Consider the following 15,263-nt stretch of genomic DNA (forward strand, 5'->3'; position numbering starts at 1 on the left):
GCCGCCACCCGGCAAAAATGCGGGCACAATGCCCGCTTAATCCGGCTGTAACGAACTGCCTACCCGCTTGTCTTTCAGGAACACAAACATCAGCCCCAACCACAGGATGCCGTTCGCCAGATTGAACAGGCTGAACAGCCCGTTGCCCCCGCTGCTGAAGGCGTGTTTACTGACTTCAATCCCGACGGTGAAGATCAGCATCTGCAACATCCCCATCGCCGCCGATACCGTCCCTTTGCTCATCTCGCTGGCAAACAGCGTCAGGCGCACCAGCCCGGCATTCGCCAGCCCGATACCAAACGCATAGATGCTCAGCCCGGCGGTCATCCACAGATACGCATGAGATGACACCACCGTCGCCACCGCGGCCACCACCAGCCCAATCACAATCGGCCAGCCGCCCATGATGATTAACGAGCGCACGGTGCGGCGCGACGTCAGACGGGCCAGAACGAGGTTACCGACAATCAGCGCACCAAAAATCGGCACCTGCAACAGGCCGTACTCGTAGCTGCTGAGCTTTTCGCCGCTGATGATGATCACCGGCGACTGGGCAATCCACGCCAGCAGCGGCAGGCAGACAAAGCCAATTGCCAGCGAACCCGCCACAAAACGCACGTTTTTCAGCACCAGTTTATAGTCGCGCCCCAGCTCTTTGAGTAAGAGCTTCTCACCGATGCGGGTCGCGGTTTCGGGCATGGCGCGGTACAGACCGTAAAACGAGATCGCCGCCAGGGCGGCAAACAGCACGAACATCCCCTCCCACGGCGCGACGTGGACCCAGGCCGCCCCCACCAGCGGGCCGAGCAGGGGCGCAATCAGCGCCACGTTAGCCATCAGGGCGGTGATTTTAATGCACACCGCCTCCTCAAAGGACTCCTGGATGGCGGCGTAACCCACGGCACCGATAAAGCACAGGCTCACCCCCTGTAAAAAACGCAGCACCATGAACTGCTCGATGGTTTGCGCCAGCAGGGTCGCCAGGCAGGTGACGATAAACCACACTACCCCGGTCAGCATCACCGGACGACGGCCAATACGATCCGACAGCGGCCCGAGCAGCCACTGTAAAAACATCCCCCCCGCCAGATAAGCGGTCATGGAGGTGGGCACCCACTCGATCCCGGCGTTGTACTGTTCCACCACGGCCAGCATGCCGGGCTGGATCATATCGTTACCGATATAGGTGGAGAATTCGTACAGGACCAGACACAGCGGGAACAGCAGCGCCTGACGCCCCAGGCGCGTGCGGGAAGAAGAACGGTTTAGCATGGAGTCTCAATATCCGATAAAAAATCGCGCAGAGTGTAATGAAATGGCCGCACCAGAGATAGCAGATTTGCGTCGCCTCACAGAAATAAGGCACAAATCGCCGTCGTTTAAGGTTTCCTTAAGTTGCCATCCGTATGCTTGGGCTTTTCCAGTCATTGACCTTAATTATGACACAAATCACCTCCGCTTCAGAATTGTCTAAGTTAAAGACTTCTAAGACAAAAGCCCTTTACCGGTTGCCGGTTCGTTTTTATGGTTACCAGCTTATTGTGCTGCTGGTCCTGGCCGGGCTTTTTACCTGGCTTGCGCGGGATGAAACCCTCGACAGGCTGCTGACGGGTTACTGGTTTGACGCCGCGAGCCAGCACTTTCCGCTGCAGCAAAACGCGCTGCTGGATCTGCTTAATCATCGGCTGGCGAAATACGTCACCATTGCCGTGGCGGCGGTCACACTCCTTTACGGCGCGTATAAACGCAGCCCGCGATTAGTGACGGCGGCGCTGCTGATGGGTCTGGGCACGGCGGTGGTGGGCATCCTGAAAGCCATCAGCCATCACAGTTGCCCGTGGGACCTGGTGGAGTACGGCGGTAAAGCGCTGTCGTATCCCCTGTTTGACTCAGCGCCCCTCGGCAGTGGCCCGGGCCGCTGTTTCCCGGGCGGACACTCCTCAAGCGGCTTTATGGTGATGGGGCTGTTCTTTGCCTTCTGGCGTGAGCGTCCGCGCCTGGCCTGGGGAATGGTGATAGTCGGTGCCGTGCTCGGCCTGGTCATGGGCTACGGCCAGGTCATGCGCGGGGCACATTTCTTCTCGCACAACCTGTGGGCAGGTTGGTGGGTGTGGTTTTCACAGGTGGTGGCTTATGGCCTGATCTCCACCTGGTTTGCAAAAGAGTAACGAGGGTATGTTAGAAAATCTGAACTACGGACTGTTTGAACTGATTAATGCCACACCGGCTTCACCCGAGTGGAGTATCGATCTGGCCATCTTTGTGGCGAAAGACCTGATCAGCATCGTCCCGGCGCTGATTGCGATCCTCTGGCTGTGGGGGCCGCGTAAGCAGGTCGGCGCCCAGCGTCAGCTGGTGATTAAAATCGCTATGGCACTGGTGATAAGCATGGCCGCGTCCTGGCTGCTGGGTCATCTGTTCCCGCATGACCGTCCGTTTGTCGATCACGTTGGCTATAACTTCCTGCACCACGCCGCCGACGACTCCTTCCCGAGCGATCACGGCACGGCCATTTTCACTTTTGCCCTGGCGTTCCTGCTCTGGCACCGGGTCTGGTCGGGCATGGTGTTGATGGTGGTAGCCTGCGCCATCGCCTGGTCCCGCGTCTATCTTGGGGTCCACTGGCCGATGGATATGCTGGGCGGACTGATGGTCGGTCTGCTGGGCTGCATGAGTGCGCAGATCCTGTGGAACCTGTTCGGTCAGGCCCTCTATCTCCGCCTTTCGCAGCTGTACCGCTTCTGCTTTGCCCTGCCGATCCGCAAAGGCTGGATACGTGACTAATTTGGGTCTCACGAGGTAAACTTGAGCCCCCGGCGTAACGGGGGTTCATTTATCGCTCAGAGGACCTATGGAAACACGACGTGAAGAACGGCTGGCTCAACTGATTAATGCGCTTAAGCGCAGCGATAAACTGCATCTGAAAGAGGCCGCCGCGCTGCTGGGCGTCTCCGAGATGACCATTCGTCGCGACCTTAACAGTGAAAGCGGGCCCGTCGTGCTGCTCGGCGGCTACATTGTTCTCGAGCCCCGCAGCGCCAGCCACTATCTGCTCAGCGATCAAAAAACCCGCCTGGTGGAAGAGAAGCGCAAAGCGGCGCGGCTGGCCGCCTCGCTGGTGCAGCCCCATCAGACGCTGTTTTTTGACTGCGGCACCACCACGCCGTGGATCATTGAAGCTATCGATAACGACCTGCCGTTTACCGGGGTCTGCTACTCCCTGAACACCTTTCTCGCCCTACAGGAAAAATCCGGGTGCCGGGTGATCCTCTGCGGCGGCGAGTTCCACGCCAGCAATGCCATCTTTAAACCGCTTAATCTACAAGATACCCTCAGCAACCTGTGCCCGGACATCGCCTTTTACTCTGCGGCAGGCGTGCATGTTCGCCAGGGCGCGACCTGTTTTAATCTGGATGAGCTGCCGGTAAAACAGTGGGCGATGAATATGGCCCAGTATCATGTACTGGTGGTGGATCACAGCAAGGTAGGTAAAGTGCGCCCGGCGCGGATGGGGGAGCTGACGCGTTTTGACGCGATTGTCAGCGACTGCCGCCCGGATGAGGAGCTGGTGGCTTATGCTAAGGCGCAGCAGATTAAGTTGATGTACTGAGTGCTGCTTAATGCCCGGCGGCGCTGCGCTTGCGCGGGCCTACGATACCGGGCCGTTTGTTGCCCTAATGCCCGGCGGCGCTGCGCTTGCGCGGGCCTACGGTACCGGGCCGTTTGTTGCCCTGATGCCCGGCGACGCTGCGCTTGCGCGGGCCAACAAAACCCCGTAGGCCGGGTAAGGCGAAGCCGCCACCCGGCGCTCTTTTAACTATTTAAACCAGCCGCCAAACCAGTCGTGGAATTTCATCAGCACGTAATCCCACATCCGCCCGAAGAACCCGCCCTCTTCCACCGCTTCCATCACGATCAGCGGACGCTGTTCAATGGATTTGCCGTTCAGCTGGAAGTCGATGGTGCCGACCACCTGGCCTTTTTTCAGCGGCGCGGTCAGCTGCTTGTCGGTCAGGGTGTAGCTGGCTTTCAGGTTTTTCAGCTGGCCACGTGGAATAGTGACCGAGCCGCCTTCACCGGCACCGAGATTGACCTCACTCTTGTCGCCAAACCAGACGCGCTGGCTGATAAAAGTGGCATCCGGCTTGATCGGGGTGACGGTTTCGAAGAAGCGGAAGCCCCAGGTCAGCAGTTTCTCTGACTCATTAAAGCGAATGCGATCGGTTTTGGTGCCCAGCACCACCGAGATCAGACGCATATCACCCTGGGTTGCCGAGGCCACCAGGTTATACCCTGCCCCGGCGGTGGTGCCGGTTTTCATGCCATCCACGTTGACGTTGCTGCTCCACAGCAGACGGTTGCGGTTCGGCTGGCGGATCTTGTTGAAGGTAAATTCTTTCTCTTTATGGATCGCGTACTCTTCCGGCACATCATGAATCAGTGCTTTACCCAGCAGGGCCATATCGCGGGCAGTACTGAACTGACCCGGCGCGTCCAGCCCGTGAACGGTTTTAAAGGTGGTGTTGGTGAGGCCCAATTTTTGTGCATAGCCATTCATCAAACCAATAAAGGAGTCCTGGCTGCCGGCCACGTAATCGGCCAGTGCGATACAGGCGTCATTCCCCGACTGAATGATTACCCCTTTATTCAGGTCGGAAACTGCCACCTGATCCCCCGGCTTGAGGAACATCACCGAAGAGCCGCGCAGCGCGGGGTTGCCGGTCGCCCAGGCGTCTTTACCGATGGTCACCATGTCGGTGAGCTTGATCTTACCCGCTTTCAGCGCCTGCCCTACGACGTAGCTGGTCATGATTTTGGTCAGGCTGGCAGGGTCGAGTTTTTCATCTGCATTGCCTTCCGCCAGCACTTTGCCGCTGGCATAGTCCATCAATATCCAGGCGCGGGCATCAACGGGCGGAGCCTCTGGCGCCGCCTGTTCCGCTGCGTACAGCGAAGGTGCAAAAAGGACCAGCAGCGCAGAACCCGCTACCAGACCGCGTAAAGAAAAAGTGTTTCGCATCATAATGCCACCCGAGTTTCCATTCCAAAAATCACGTCACATCGCCGTGTCGCAAGAAGCGATGAGTAATAACGCACTCCAGACTTAAAAAAAACCAAAACCTGGTAAAGTTTTTAAAGTTTATGCAATAACAACCCGATACGCTTTGACCACATCGATTTTTTTCTCATCTGTTGCGTATTGGTTAGGTTTATCTCACCATGTGAAGCCATCACCACGGATCTTATCCAGATATCGGCTTTATTTATAAGGGGTTATTATGATTACTTTGTGGGGCAGGAACAATTCGACCAACGTTAAAAAGGTACTCTGGACGCTGGAAGAGCTGGATTTACCCTTTAAGCAGATCATGGCGGGACTGGAACACGGGGTAAATAAAGACGCCGAGTATCTGGCGATGAACCCCAACGGCCTGGTGCCGCTGCTGCGCGATGACGAAACCGACCTTACGCTATGGGAATCCAACGCCATTGTGCGTTATCTCGCGGCGCAGTACGGCCTGAACCGTCTGTGGATCGATGAACCTGCGAAACGTGCCGTTGGCGAAAAGTGGATGGACTGGGCCAACCAGACGCTCTCTCCTGCCCACCGGGTGATTTTGATGGGACTGGTGAGAACCCCGGAAGCCGAGCGTAACTACGCGGCCATTGACGCCGCAAAAGCCACCTGCGAATCGCTGTTTGCCCTGATGGATGAGACCCTGGCGACACAGGCATGGTTCTCGGGCGACGACTTTGGCATGGGCGATATCGCCGTCGCGCCTTTCGTCTGGAACCTGACCAACGTAGGCATCGATTGGGCACCGCGTCCGCATCTTGCGCGCTGGCTGGCGAACCTGACCGCGCGCCCGGCCTACCGCAACGTGGTAATGATCCCGGTAACCTGATCTACTTTCTGGACGGGCTGACTTTTAACAGCTGCCCGTCTGATTCATCGGTCAGCACGTATAAATAGCCGTCCGGCCCGACCCGCACGTCGCGGACCCGCTGGTTGCGGTCGCCGAGGATCCTCCCCTCCTCCGTGACGCTATTGCCGCTGACGTTCAGCACAATCACATCCTTGTCCTTCAGCGCGCCGATAAAGAGTTTGTTTTTCCACTGCGGGAAGACGTCGCTGTGATAAAAAGCCATCCCACTCACCGCCGGAGACTGTTTCCAGACGAACAGCGGCGGCTCGGTTCCGGCGACCCTTTCCCCTTTCGCTTCCGGGATTGGCAATCCGCTGTAGTTAATGCCGTGGGTGGCCAGCGGCCAGCCGTAGTTTTTGCCTCTTTCCGGAATGTTGATTTCGTCACCCCCGCGCGGCCCGTGCTCATTAAGCCACAGGGTGTTGCTCCACGGGTTCATCGCCATTCCCTGCGGGTTGCGGATACCGTAAGACCAGATTTCCGGCCGCGCCTGTTTGTTGTTCACAAAGGGATTATCGTCCGGCACCGCGCCCTGGTCGGTCAGGCGCACCACTTTGCCCTGTAATTTATCCAGATCCTGGGCGGTCAGGCGCTGATTATTCTCGCCTAACCCAATAAACAGGTAGCCTTTGCCGTCGAACACCAGCCTGCCGCCAAAGTGATTGCCGGTAGAGAGTTTCGGCTGCTGGCGGAAAATCACCTTAAAGGCCTCCAGCCGGGTATTATCCTCGCTCAGACGGCCATACCCCACCGCGGTGCCCGCTTTCCCGTCGTCCCCCGCTTCGGCATAGCTCAGCCAGACCCGGCGGGAGGTGGCAAAGTCGGGGGCCAGCGCCACGTCGAGCAATCCGCCCTGGCCGCTGTCCCAGACCTTCGGCACGCCGACAATAGGATCCGAGAGCCCTTTGCCCGCCTGCCAGCGCTTAAGCTGCCCGCCTTTCAGGGTGATCAGCATGCCCTGATCCTGCGGCAGAAACGCCAGCGCCCAGGGGTGATCGAGTTTATTTTGCAGTACCGAAACCTGCACTTCGGCGGGCGCTGCAAAGAGCGAGGCGGAGATGAGCAACAATGGCAGGTAAATAAGCGAGGATCGACGCATAATGCACTCCTTTTCGACGTATGCCTTATACCCGTCATACTTCAAGTTGCAGGTGCGTTGGCTGCGCTCGCTCACCCCAGTCACTTACCAGAGTAAGCTCCAGGGGATTCACTCTCTTGCTGCCTTCCTGCAACTCGAATTATTTAGGGTATAGGTTAGCCACTCAGCGCAGGGGCGTTGCTACTTTTACAAAAGCTTAATCAGATGGGGGAGTTGCCTCCCCCGGAATCAGCTCTGAATCAGCGGTGCATGTGATTTCAGATACTGGATGCAGAGAGTGAGATCGTTCAGACAGTTTTCCAGCTTCTCTGCGTTGACGGCGATGAACGTCGGGCAATCGTGGTTGCCGGTCATCATACAGACGCCTGCGGTGGTGAGCGATCCGGCGGCGCGATAGAGCATCGCCTGCTCGTCGGCATTGCAATACGCTCTCAGCTCGGGCGCTTTTTCACGCATGTAAGTACAAAGTTCAAAGAAGTTGTCACGCAGATGATCGCTTTCGCTGACTGACATATACCCCTTCGCTTTTCTTAACTGCAGATAGGCCGCGAGATCGATGCGGGCATTAATCATCTTGTTAAGAAGATCGCGTTTCAGTCTGTCAACGGACATGCTATTTCCCCCCTTGTCAGCTTTATTGCAACTTCAGATTATGTCTATTTTTTGTGCAATTTAATGCGTCAGGTCAATAATTCGCGACGGATTACTAAAATTTACAATGTTAAAACAGCGGGCCAGCAGAGCAGCGAGAGGGCCGTCGTGTTGACTGAGCTTAAAATCATACTTCTCCCTCACGGCACGGCAGCAGGATTCGGCTATTTTTGAGGAGGTTATGGCGAAGCGATCGCGTTGATACAGGGGGCGTATGCCAACGATGCCGGTGTCAGAAAAAATTATCTCGTTAAACCGGATCGACCTGAATCTGCTGACCCTGTTTTGCTTAATTTACAGCGTGGGCAGCATCTCGAAAGTGGCCGATATGCTGGACATTTCCGCCTCTGCCGTTAGCCAGTCGCTGCGCAAACTGCGCGAACAGATGGGGGATAACCTGTTTGTCCGCAGCGGCAACACGCTGTTACCCACCGTGTACGCGGATGAGCTGTATGACAACATCCTGCCGATTATCGACAAGCTCGCCACCCTGCTTCCCCTCTCTTCCCGCATCAAAAAGCGAAGACTGACCCTCTACACCGAATCTTTTGTCTCGCCGTTAGTGGTGCCGGAGCTGACGCAGAAGATCGTCGGGATGAACGCGGATGTCAGCCTGCTGCACCGCACCGCCGAGCTGAACGAAGCGAAGATCACCGAACTGTTGAACATGCGCCAGGCGGATGTGGTGTTCTCCACCTTTTCTGTTGAGAGCAGTAATATTTCCTGCCAGAAGATGAGTGATATGAAGCTGGTGTTGATTGCTGCAAAAGATAATCCTCTTTATGGGGATATGGTAACGGAAGAGATGTTCAGGGAGGCGAATCTGGTGGGCTACAACACTAAAAACGAAAAGATTATTTATCATCGCAGCATCGTTGATAAAAAATTCCGTTCCAGCGAGCGCTGTCTGCTGACCACCTCTTTCGCCTCCATCTTACTGATTGTGTCCACCACCGACTGCCTGGGCATTATCCCGGAAAAAGTCTTTACGACCTATTCCGGGATGTATCAACTGAAAAAAGTGGATACGCCCTTTACGTTGCCACAATTCAGTATCTATGCGTCCTGCCGGAAAGAGACCAATAAAATGCTCTTTTCCCTGTTGGCCGATTTCTACAGCAGTCAATCGGCCTGACGCCCGGTCGTGTCATCAGTATTGTTTCGCCTGGTGCCTGGCAAATTCAAACTCGTCGGCAATTTTTAATTCAGTGACTAATCTGGACGGGGTAAGTCCGGTGGCAACGGATATATGCGACAGCTCGACGCCATGGGTGTGAAGGGTTTTGGCCATTTCTAATTTGGATTGCAGATAGATATCTCTCATTACGTACCTCATGTGTGTTATCGACGAGGTGAAAGATAGGATATCTGTTTAGCTCATCCAATAAGGGGCCCTTAAAGCCGGGATAAGTAAATCTTAGCCGTTATCTTCGCCACGCAGGGATCTGTATAAATCCCCGCAAGAACGCTGTACAATCCCTGCCCTGATAACTCCATAACTGACTAATTTTTAATCTATGAGCAATGTTACGCACCAGCCGAAAATCGGCTTCGTCTCGCTGGGCTGCCCGAAAAACCTGGTGGATTCCGAACGTATCCTGACCGAACTTCGCACCGAAGGCTATGACGTCGTACCCAGCTACGACAACGCCGACATGGTGATCGTTAACACCTGCGGCTTTATCGACAGCGCCGTGCAGGAGTCTCTGGAAGCCATCGGTGAAGCTCTCACCGAAAACGGCAAGGTGATTGTCACCGGTTGTCTGGGCGCCAAAGTCGATCAAATCCGCGAAGTGCATCCTAAGGTGCTGGAAATCACCGGCCCACACAGCTACGAGCAGGTGCTGGAGCATGTGCATCACTATGTACCAAAACCAAAGCACAACCCGTTCCTGAGCCTGGTGCCGGAGCAGGGCGTGAAGCTGACGCCGCGTCACTATGCCTATTTAAAAATTTCCGAAGGCTGCAACCACCGCTGCACCTTCTGCATCATCCCGTCCATGCGTGGCGATCTGGTGAGCCGTCCGATTGGCGAAGTGCTGGCGGAAGCCAAACGTCTGGCCGATGCCGGCGTGAAAGAGCTGCTGGTGATCTCCCAGGACACCTCCGCCTACGGCGTGGACGTCAAGCACCGCTCCGGCTTCCACAACGGCGAGCCGGTGAAAACCAGCATGGTCGGCCTGTGCGAACAGCTCGCTAAGCTGGGCATCTGGACACGTCTGCATTACGTTTACCCGTACCCGCACGTGGATGACGTGATCCCGCTAATGGCGGAAGGCAAAATCCTGCCGTATCTGGATATCCCGCTGCAGCACGCCAGCCCGCGTATTCTGAAGCTGATGAAGCGCCCAGGCTCCGTTGACCGCCAGCTGGCGCGCATCAAGCAGTGGCGTGAGATCTGCCCCGACCTGACCCTGCGCTCCACCTTTATCGTTGGCTTCCCGGGTGAAACCGAAGAAGACTTCCAGATGCTGCTCGACTTCCTGAAAGAGGCGCGTCTGGATCGCGTGGGCTGCTTCAAGTACAGCCCGGTAGAAGGCGCGACCGCCAACGAACTGGCCGATCAGGTGCCGGAAGAAGTCAAAGAAGAGCGCTGGAACCGCTTCATGCAGCTGCAACAGCAGATCTCTGCTGAACGTCTGCAGGAAAAAGTGGGCCGCGAAATTCTGGTGATCGTTGACGAAGTGGATGAAGAAGGTGCGATTGGCCGCAGCATGGCCGATGCCCCGGAAATCGACGGCGCGGTCTACCTGAATGGTGAAACCAAAGTGAAACCGGGTGATATCGTGCGCGTGAAAGTTGAAAACGCCGATGAATATGACCTGTGGGGTTCGCGGGTTTAATCGACTCTGTGCATAACGCCTGATGGCGCTGCGCTTATCAGGCCTGGGAAAAGGGGACTTTACGTCCCCTTTATTATTTCCATTAATACTCGAACTGCCGGTAATAACGGCGAATATCCAGACTGTGGCCGGTGTAGTGCTCGAAATGCGCAGCCAGACGGTCCACCAGCAGAGTTGAGATCACGCACGGTGCAAGCAGCCAGCGGAACTCATCGTCAATTCCCGCCAGGGCATACTCGCGCGGATCAAACACCACCAGGTTATCGGTAATTTTCGCGGCGAAACGCTCCACCCGGTCGTCCAGGGCCCGGCATTTGCCCTCGCCTTTCACCAGGAACAGCGGGACGTCTTTCTCCAGCAGCTCCAGCGTACCGTGGAAGAACTCCGCCGAAGAGACCGATTTGGTACGCTTCCACTGCATCTCCTCCAGAATACACATCGAGAAGAGATAGACCTCGCCCCACATCTCCGCCCCGCCAATCCACATCATATAATCGGCGTTATGGTATTTTTGCGCGATGGCGTCGGCCTGCGGATCAAATTGCTTTTTGGCGTTGAGGAGATTCTCAGGTAACAGCTCCAGCTGGCTGGCGAAGCGGTCATAGTGTTCGAATTCTCCATTACCCTGTACCAGGCGGAAAAATACCCAGTACAGCAGCATGTACTCATATTCCACGCCGTTCTTGTGCCGCATCGGAATATGCCAGGTGGCGGCATTGGCCAGCGGCGAGTCGCTATTTTTGGTGATCGCCACTACGCGGATCCCCTGGGCTTTGCACCATTCGGCAATCTCTACCGACTCTTTGGTATCACCCGATTTCGAAAGAGTAATCACCACCGAATCTTTATTTAAGCGTTTATGCCCGGCATGGATTAATTCCGCCGCCTGTTCAAGGTAAACCGGCATCTCGGTTATTTCCCGGGCGAATGCGTTAATCGCCATCATTGGTGCCAGAGAGCCGCCTACCGAGGCGAAAAATAGCGTGCTGAAGCCCTGTTGAATAATCTCATCAGCAACCTGTTCCGCCTGTTTACGCGCAGCAACAATCTCACGAGCACTGGTCAGGTACTCGTCCTGATTAAAACCTAACATAGTCATTCTCCTTTAGATTTTACTTTTTAAAACCCGATCGAAGTCGTCGAAAATACGCACCGAGAGATCGATGCCTTTGGCGCAGGCGGTACGCCAGGCCAGAATTTGCAGGGGGACAATCAGCAGCAGCGGCGAGAGCAGATGCGGCAGGCGGCCGTTCAGCGCCAGGATATCGGGCCCCTCCTCGTCCGTCAGGGTGATCAGAAACGTCCGCTTAACCGCCGGGGCCATATAGTCCCTGAGCGCCCGCAGGCGTGGGTTTGGCGCATCCTCAATAAAGAACATCACATGCTCAGGGTTGGCCTCCAGATAGGGGCCGTGCATATAGGCCTCCAGCTCAAAGCCGCCGGACGGCACCCGCACCGTTTCGGTGAACTTGGTCTCAAACTCTTTCGCCACCCCGGTCAGGGCCCCTTCGCCGATGGCGACAAAGCGCGTCCCGGCCTGTAGGGTCTGAGCGTGCCGCTCGAAAAAGGCCTCCGTGCGGGCGAGGGTGTCGGGGATCGCCGCCGCCAGCTGGTGCAGCGCCTCCAGGTAGTCCTGCGTCTCCCGCTCAGCAATCTGCTGCTGCGCCCGGGCAAGAGTCAGCGCAACCAGCAGCAGGTTCAGCACGGTGGCGCTAAAACCGCGGGTCACGAAGCCCACTTTCTCGATCCCGGTATGGATATCCAACACGCGATCGCAGCGGCGGCCTATCGGGCTGTGCGGATCCGAGGTCAGGGCAAACACCGGCAGCCCGGCGGCCTGTACCTTCTCCATTGCCGCCAGCGTCGAGGCGCTTTTCCCACTCTGGGAAACCACCAGCACCATGTCGGTGTGCGGGTCGATGGCCTCATAGTGGACAAAGTTGTACGGCTCTTTGATCTCGAGGAGCAGACCGAAGCGGTGTTCAAAGAAGTAGCGCGCGCACATCGCCGCATTCAGCGACGAGCCGGTCGCCAGCACCAGCAGGCGGCGCACCGGATGCTGGCGGGCAAAGGCCTCCACGGACGCCAGATGCTGCGGGTACGCGTTGAGGATCGCCGCCAGCGCCGCAGGCTGCTCTTCGATATAGGTCATCATTGTTGGTTGCATCGTCTTCTCCGCTTAAAACAGGCCAATCCACGAGCCCACAATCCCCACCAGCGCCATCCCGCCAATAATGGTCAGCGGTTTGACCTTGCGCCCCAGCAGCCAGTAGACAATCCCGAAGCTGACGAGCGGCAGCAGGCAGGGCATGATGTTGTTGATGATCTCCTGGACCTCGGTTTTCGCCTCCCCCGCGCCGAAGGTGATGGGGATAGTGATGTTAATCATCGAGGCGGCCATCGCCCCCACCACCATCAGCCCGATAATCGACGCCCCGTAGGTTAGGCTCTCCATCATTCCGCTCTTCTGAACGCGATGAAGCACCCCGGTGCCGAGCACGTAGCCCCAGCGGGTGAAGAGCCAGCGCACCAGAATGTGCGGCACGTTAAACACCAGCAGGAACAGGATCGGCCCCAGGATGTTGCCCTGCAGCGCCAGGCTGGTGCCGATCCCGGTGGCGATCAGGCGCAGCGTTCCCCAGAAGAAGGAGTCCCCCAGCCCGGCCAGCGGCCCCATCAGGGATGCCTTCACGTTGTCGATTGCTGTGCCGTCCATCTCCTGCTGCTGGCTGTTCTTCTCCTCCATCGCGGTGGTGATGCCCAGCAGCAGGGTGACGATATGCGGCGTGGTGTTGAAGAACACCAGGTGGCGTTTTAGCGCCGCGGCCAGCTCTGCCTTTTGTGGGTAGAGCTTCTTCAGCACCGGGATAAGGGCGTAGACAAACGCGAGGTTCATCTGCCGCTCATAGTTCCAGGAAAACTCCATCTGGAACGACCGCCAGAACACCCGGCGCAGATCGCGTGCGTTGATGGCATTCTCATCCTGCACCTGAGGCAGGGTCTCTTCAGAAATCTTCGTCGTCATCACTGACTCCTTGATCGGTCGTTGGACGAGGGGCGTTACGCGCGGTCGTGTTGACCATCACCACTGCCACAATCGCACCCAGAATGGCGATACCGGTGACGGGTATTTTCAGGTACGCCATCAGGGCAAAGCCGAGGAAGAAAAACGGCGCCACTTTTTTGTTGATCAGCAACCGGGCGAGCATCGCAAAGCCCAGTGCCGGAATGATCCCCGTCGCCACGCTGAGCCCGTGCTTAATAAACTCCGGAATGGCATCCAGTAAGGATTTCACCGCGCTGCTGCCCACCAGGAACGAGACGGTGACCACCGCCGCCAGCATTAGCGACAGGCCAAACCCGGCGATAAGGTGCATCCGCTCGATACCGCGGGTATCCGCCTGTTCGGCATAGCCGTCGGCCTTCTGGCTGAGCATCGGGATAAACATGCCGAGATAGACGTTCTTCAGCACCAGGGTCAGGGTGGCAATCGGCAGGCCAAGCAGCAGCGCCGTCTCCGTTCCCGCCCCGGAGGTGATAGCAAACGCCACCCCCAGCACCCCGCCGGTGACCACATCCGGCGGAATCGACGCCCCCACCGAAAACGATCCGATAAATGCCAGCTCCAGCGTCGCGCCCATAATGACGCCCGTCTGCACATCGCCTAACACCAGCCCGGTTAATAGCCCGGTGACAATTGGCCGGGAAAGCAGCGAGGTGCCCAGGGCATATTCCGATTGGGCGATAAACGCCACCAGCCCGAGTAAAAGTGCCTCTACCATAGTGAGTCCTCAGGAATTACAGCGATTCCGCTAATAACTGTTTGCGATCGTTCGGCACCTGGCGTATTTCGACTTCAACGCCGCTGCCAACCAGCTGAGTGAGTTTTTCTATTTCGTCCGGCAGCAAATTAATGGCCTTAGAAATATTGCGCGCCCCCTCTTTCGCTTTAATACCGCCGAGATTGATGCTCTTAATCCCCTCCACCGCTGAGGCCAGTCGCCAGGCATCCTCCACCGACTCCACAACGATAAACAGGTGGTATTTATCGGTGACGCCGCTGTTGATGGCCTCAATCGAGTCGTTGATATTTTTAATCACCAGCTTGACCGACGGCGGCTTAGCCAGCTTGATGGTGGTTTTTCGCAGTTCATCGTTGGGTACGCTGTCATTGGCAATTAAGATGCAATCTGCCCCGACATATTGCGTCCAGGAAAAAGCCACCTGACCGTGTAATAAGCGGTGGTCAACACGCAGTAACGTAATCATTATTATTCCTCGCGTTCAGAAGTCTTTATCTGCCTGTACCGCACTGGCAATGGTGTGGTTGCAATACTGAATACTCTCCCGGGCGCTTAATAACGCGTCATGGATTAATTTTTCGGTATCCTGTTCATCCGCAGAAATAAGCAGGCCGATGACCAGCGGCAAATTAAGGCCAGCGATCAGATGAAAATTCGGCTGATGCAGATAGCGGATAAATTCGTTATTGACGCTGCCGGCAAAAATATCGGTGATCGCTATCACCTCATCCTGCTCCGGTAGCCTGGCGAGCAGCGCGTCCACCTGCCCGGTGACGTCCTGGTGCTCATCGACATAGGCGCAGAGGGTGTAGATGTCCTGCTGCTTGCCGAGGATCAGCTCGACCGAGTCGAGTACCCCGCGGGCTAAGGTGCCGTGACTGGCAAATATGTAATGTCGTTTCATCCTGTCCTCGAAAGCTTATTCCACTTACCAGACAGA

General features: G+C 56.6%; 16 protein-coding genes. 6 read left to right on the forward strand and 10 right to left on the reverse strand.

Translation table 11 applies throughout. The annotated features are described in order from the left end of the window. Positions 1 to 36: 36 nt before the first annotated feature. On the reverse strand, positions 37 to 1,272 hold the full coding sequence (locus V7Q49_RS08955; RefSeq protein WP_333850398.1) for an MFS transporter: 1,236 nt from the start codon (positions 1,270 to 1,272) through the stop codon (positions 37 to 39). Positions 1,273 to 1,439: 167 nt separating this feature from the next. On the opposite strand from V7Q49_RS08955, the gene V7Q49_RS08960 reads away from it, so the two are divergent. The 3 genes from V7Q49_RS08960 to deoR all read left to right on the forward strand — a co-directional run bounded on the left by V7Q49_RS08960 (position 1,440) and on the right by deoR (position 3,610). Continuing rightward, positions 1,440 to 2,168: a phosphatase PAP2 family protein gene (locus V7Q49_RS08960; RefSeq protein WP_333850399.1), complete on the forward strand. Its 729-nt coding sequence runs from the start codon at positions 1,440 to 1,442 to the stop codon at positions 2,166 to 2,168. Positions 2,169 to 2,175: 7 nt separating this feature from the next. After that, complete coding sequence (ybjG, locus tag V7Q49_RS08965; RefSeq protein WP_333850400.1) at positions 2,176 to 2,784, forward strand: undecaprenyl-diphosphate phosphatase; 609 nt, start codon at positions 2,176 to 2,178, stop codon at positions 2,782 to 2,784. Between the two features lie 67 nt (positions 2,785 to 2,851). After that, a complete protein-coding gene (gene deoR, locus V7Q49_RS08970) occupies positions 2,852 to 3,610 on the forward strand; it encodes a DNA-binding transcriptional repressor DeoR (RefSeq protein ID WP_333850401.1) in 759 nt (252 codons plus the stop codon). 207 nt (positions 3,611 to 3,817) lie between these two features. Here the strand turns inward: deoR and dacC are convergent, their stop codons facing one another. Then, entirely contained in the window at positions 3,818 to 5,023 is a 1,206-nt protein-coding gene (dacC, locus tag V7Q49_RS08975) for a serine-type D-Ala-D-Ala carboxypeptidase (RefSeq protein ID WP_333850402.1), read from the reverse strand. Positions 5,024 to 5,279: 256 nt separating this feature from the next. Here dacC and V7Q49_RS08980 point away from each other — a divergent pair, with 256 nt between their 5' ends. Further along, the gene (locus V7Q49_RS08980) at positions 5,280 to 5,906 is read left to right on the forward strand and encodes a glutathione S-transferase family protein (protein ID WP_333850403.1); all 627 of its coding nucleotides are present in this window, start codon (positions 5,280 to 5,282) and stop codon (positions 5,904 to 5,906) included. 1 nt (position 5,907) lies between these two features. Here the strand turns inward: V7Q49_RS08980 and V7Q49_RS08985 are convergent, their stop codons facing one another. Next, a complete protein-coding gene (locus tag V7Q49_RS08985; protein WP_333850404.1) occupies positions 5,908 to 7,026 on the reverse strand; it encodes a PQQ-dependent sugar dehydrogenase in 1,119 nt (372 codons plus the stop codon). 228 nt (positions 7,027 to 7,254) lie between these two features. Further along, positions 7,255 to 7,638: a biofilm formation regulator BssR gene (gene bssR / locus V7Q49_RS08990; protein ID WP_333850405.1), complete on the reverse strand. Its 384-nt coding sequence runs from the start codon at positions 7,636 to 7,638 to the stop codon at positions 7,255 to 7,257. A gap of 253 nt (positions 7,639 to 7,891) precedes the next feature. On the opposite strand from bssR, the gene V7Q49_RS08995 reads away from it, so the two are divergent. Together V7Q49_RS08995 and rimO are read left to right on the forward strand one after the other, a co-directional pair. Continuing rightward, the gene (locus V7Q49_RS08995) at positions 7,892 to 8,812 is read left to right on the forward strand and encodes a LysR family transcriptional regulator (RefSeq protein WP_333850406.1); all 921 of its coding nucleotides are present in this window, start codon (positions 7,892 to 7,894) and stop codon (positions 8,810 to 8,812) included. Between the two features lie 382 nt (positions 8,813 to 9,194). Beyond that, entirely contained in the window at positions 9,195 to 10,520 is a 1,326-nt protein-coding gene (rimO, locus tag V7Q49_RS09000) for a 30S ribosomal protein S12 methylthiotransferase RimO (protein WP_333850407.1), read from the forward strand. 82 nt (positions 10,521 to 10,602) lie between these two features. Here the strand turns inward: rimO and V7Q49_RS09005 are convergent, their stop codons facing one another. From V7Q49_RS09005 to V7Q49_RS09030, 6 genes are read right to left on the reverse strand one after another with little or no spacing between them, the layout of a single operon-like run. Then, entirely contained in the window at positions 10,603 to 11,613 is a 1,011-nt protein-coding gene (locus V7Q49_RS09005; protein WP_333850408.1) for an SIS domain-containing protein, read from the reverse strand. Positions 11,614 to 11,625: 12 nt separating this feature from the next. Beyond that, positions 11,626 to 12,687 (reverse strand): SIS domain-containing protein, encoded by a 1,062-nt coding sequence (locus tag V7Q49_RS09010; RefSeq protein WP_333850409.1) that lies wholly within the window; start codon positions 12,685 to 12,687, stop codon positions 11,626 to 11,628. 12 nt (positions 12,688 to 12,699) lie between these two features. After that, positions 12,700 to 13,545: a PTS system mannose/fructose/sorbose family transporter subunit IID gene (locus V7Q49_RS09015; RefSeq protein ID WP_333850410.1), complete on the reverse strand. Its 846-nt coding sequence runs from the start codon at positions 13,543 to 13,545 to the stop codon at positions 12,700 to 12,702. Then, positions 13,526 to 14,302: a PTS mannose/fructose/sorbose/N-acetylgalactosamine transporter subunit IIC gene (locus V7Q49_RS09020; RefSeq protein WP_106992490.1), complete on the reverse strand. Its 777-nt coding sequence runs from the start codon at positions 14,300 to 14,302 to the stop codon at positions 13,526 to 13,528. The genes V7Q49_RS09015 and V7Q49_RS09020 overlap by 20 nt, the downstream gene beginning before the upstream one ends. A gap of 16 nt (positions 14,303 to 14,318) precedes the next feature. Continuing rightward, entirely contained in the window at positions 14,319 to 14,789 is a 471-nt protein-coding gene (locus tag V7Q49_RS09025; RefSeq protein WP_333850411.1) for a PTS sugar transporter subunit IIB, read from the reverse strand. 15 nt (positions 14,790 to 14,804) lie between these two features. Then, positions 14,805 to 15,227, reverse strand: coding sequence for a PTS sugar transporter subunit IIA (locus tag V7Q49_RS09030; protein WP_333850412.1), 423 nt, complete (start codon positions 15,225 to 15,227; stop codon positions 14,805 to 14,807). Between the last annotated feature and the right edge of the window lie 36 nt (positions 15,228 to 15,263).

The organism is Leclercia sp. (assembly GCF_036780805.1).
In the GTDB taxonomy this organism is placed as follows: Bacteria; Pseudomonadota; Gammaproteobacteria; order Enterobacterales; family Enterobacteriaceae; genus Enterobacter.

What these genes read in the sequence shown, in the direction of transcription:
- V7Q49_RS09015 (WP_333850410.1), bottom strand. Translation starts at nt 13,545, where the DNA reads ATGACGACGAAGATTTCTGAAGAGACCCTGCCTCAGGTGCAGGATGAG.
- deoR (WP_333850401.1), top strand. Translation starts at nt 2,852, where the DNA reads ATGGAAACACGACGTGAAGAACGGCTGGCTCAACTGATTAATGCGCTT.
- V7Q49_RS09030 (WP_333850412.1), bottom strand. Translation starts at nt 15,227, where the DNA reads ATGAAACGACATTACATATTTGCCAGTCACGGCACCTTAGCCCGCGGG.
- ybjG (WP_333850400.1), top strand. Translation starts at nt 2,176, where the DNA reads ATGTTAGAAAATCTGAACTACGGACTGTTTGAACTGATTAATGCCACA.
- V7Q49_RS09010 (WP_333850409.1), bottom strand. Translation starts at nt 12,687, where the DNA reads ATGCAACCAACAATGATGACCTATATCGAAGAGCAGCCTGCGGCGCTG.
- V7Q49_RS08985 (WP_333850404.1), bottom strand. Translation starts at nt 7,026, where the DNA reads ATGCGTCGATCCTCGCTTATTTACCTGCCATTGTTGCTCATCTCCGCC.
- V7Q49_RS09005 (WP_333850408.1), bottom strand. Translation starts at nt 11,613, where the DNA reads ATGTTAGGTTTTAATCAGGACGAGTACCTGACCAGTGCTCGTGAGATT.
- V7Q49_RS08980 (WP_333850403.1), top strand. Translation starts at nt 5,280, where the DNA reads ATGATTACTTTGTGGGGCAGGAACAATTCGACCAACGTTAAAAAGGTA.
- bssR (WP_333850405.1), bottom strand. Translation starts at nt 7,638, where the DNA reads ATGTCCGTTGACAGACTGAAACGCGATCTTCTTAACAAGATGATTAAT.
- V7Q49_RS08960 (WP_333850399.1), top strand. Translation starts at nt 1,440, where the DNA reads ATGACACAAATCACCTCCGCTTCAGAATTGTCTAAGTTAAAGACTTCT.
- V7Q49_RS09025 (WP_333850411.1), bottom strand. Translation starts at nt 14,789, where the DNA reads ATGATTACGTTACTGCGTGTTGACCACCGCTTATTACACGGTCAGGTG.
- dacC (WP_333850402.1), bottom strand. Translation starts at nt 5,023, where the DNA reads ATGATGCGAAACACTTTTTCTTTACGCGGTCTGGTAGCGGGTTCTGCG.
- V7Q49_RS08955 (WP_333850398.1), bottom strand. Translation starts at nt 1,272, where the DNA reads ATGCTAAACCGTTCTTCTTCCCGCACGCGCCTGGGGCGTCAGGCGCTG.
- rimO (WP_333850407.1), top strand. Translation starts at nt 9,195, where the DNA reads ATGAGCAATGTTACGCACCAGCCGAAAATCGGCTTCGTCTCGCTGGGC.
- V7Q49_RS09020 (WP_106992490.1), bottom strand. Translation starts at nt 14,302, where the DNA reads ATGGTAGAGGCACTTTTACTCGGGCTGGTGGCGTTTATCGCCCAATCG.
- V7Q49_RS08995 (WP_333850406.1), top strand. Translation starts at nt 7,892, where the DNA reads ATGCCAACGATGCCGGTGTCAGAAAAAATTATCTCGTTAAACCGGATC.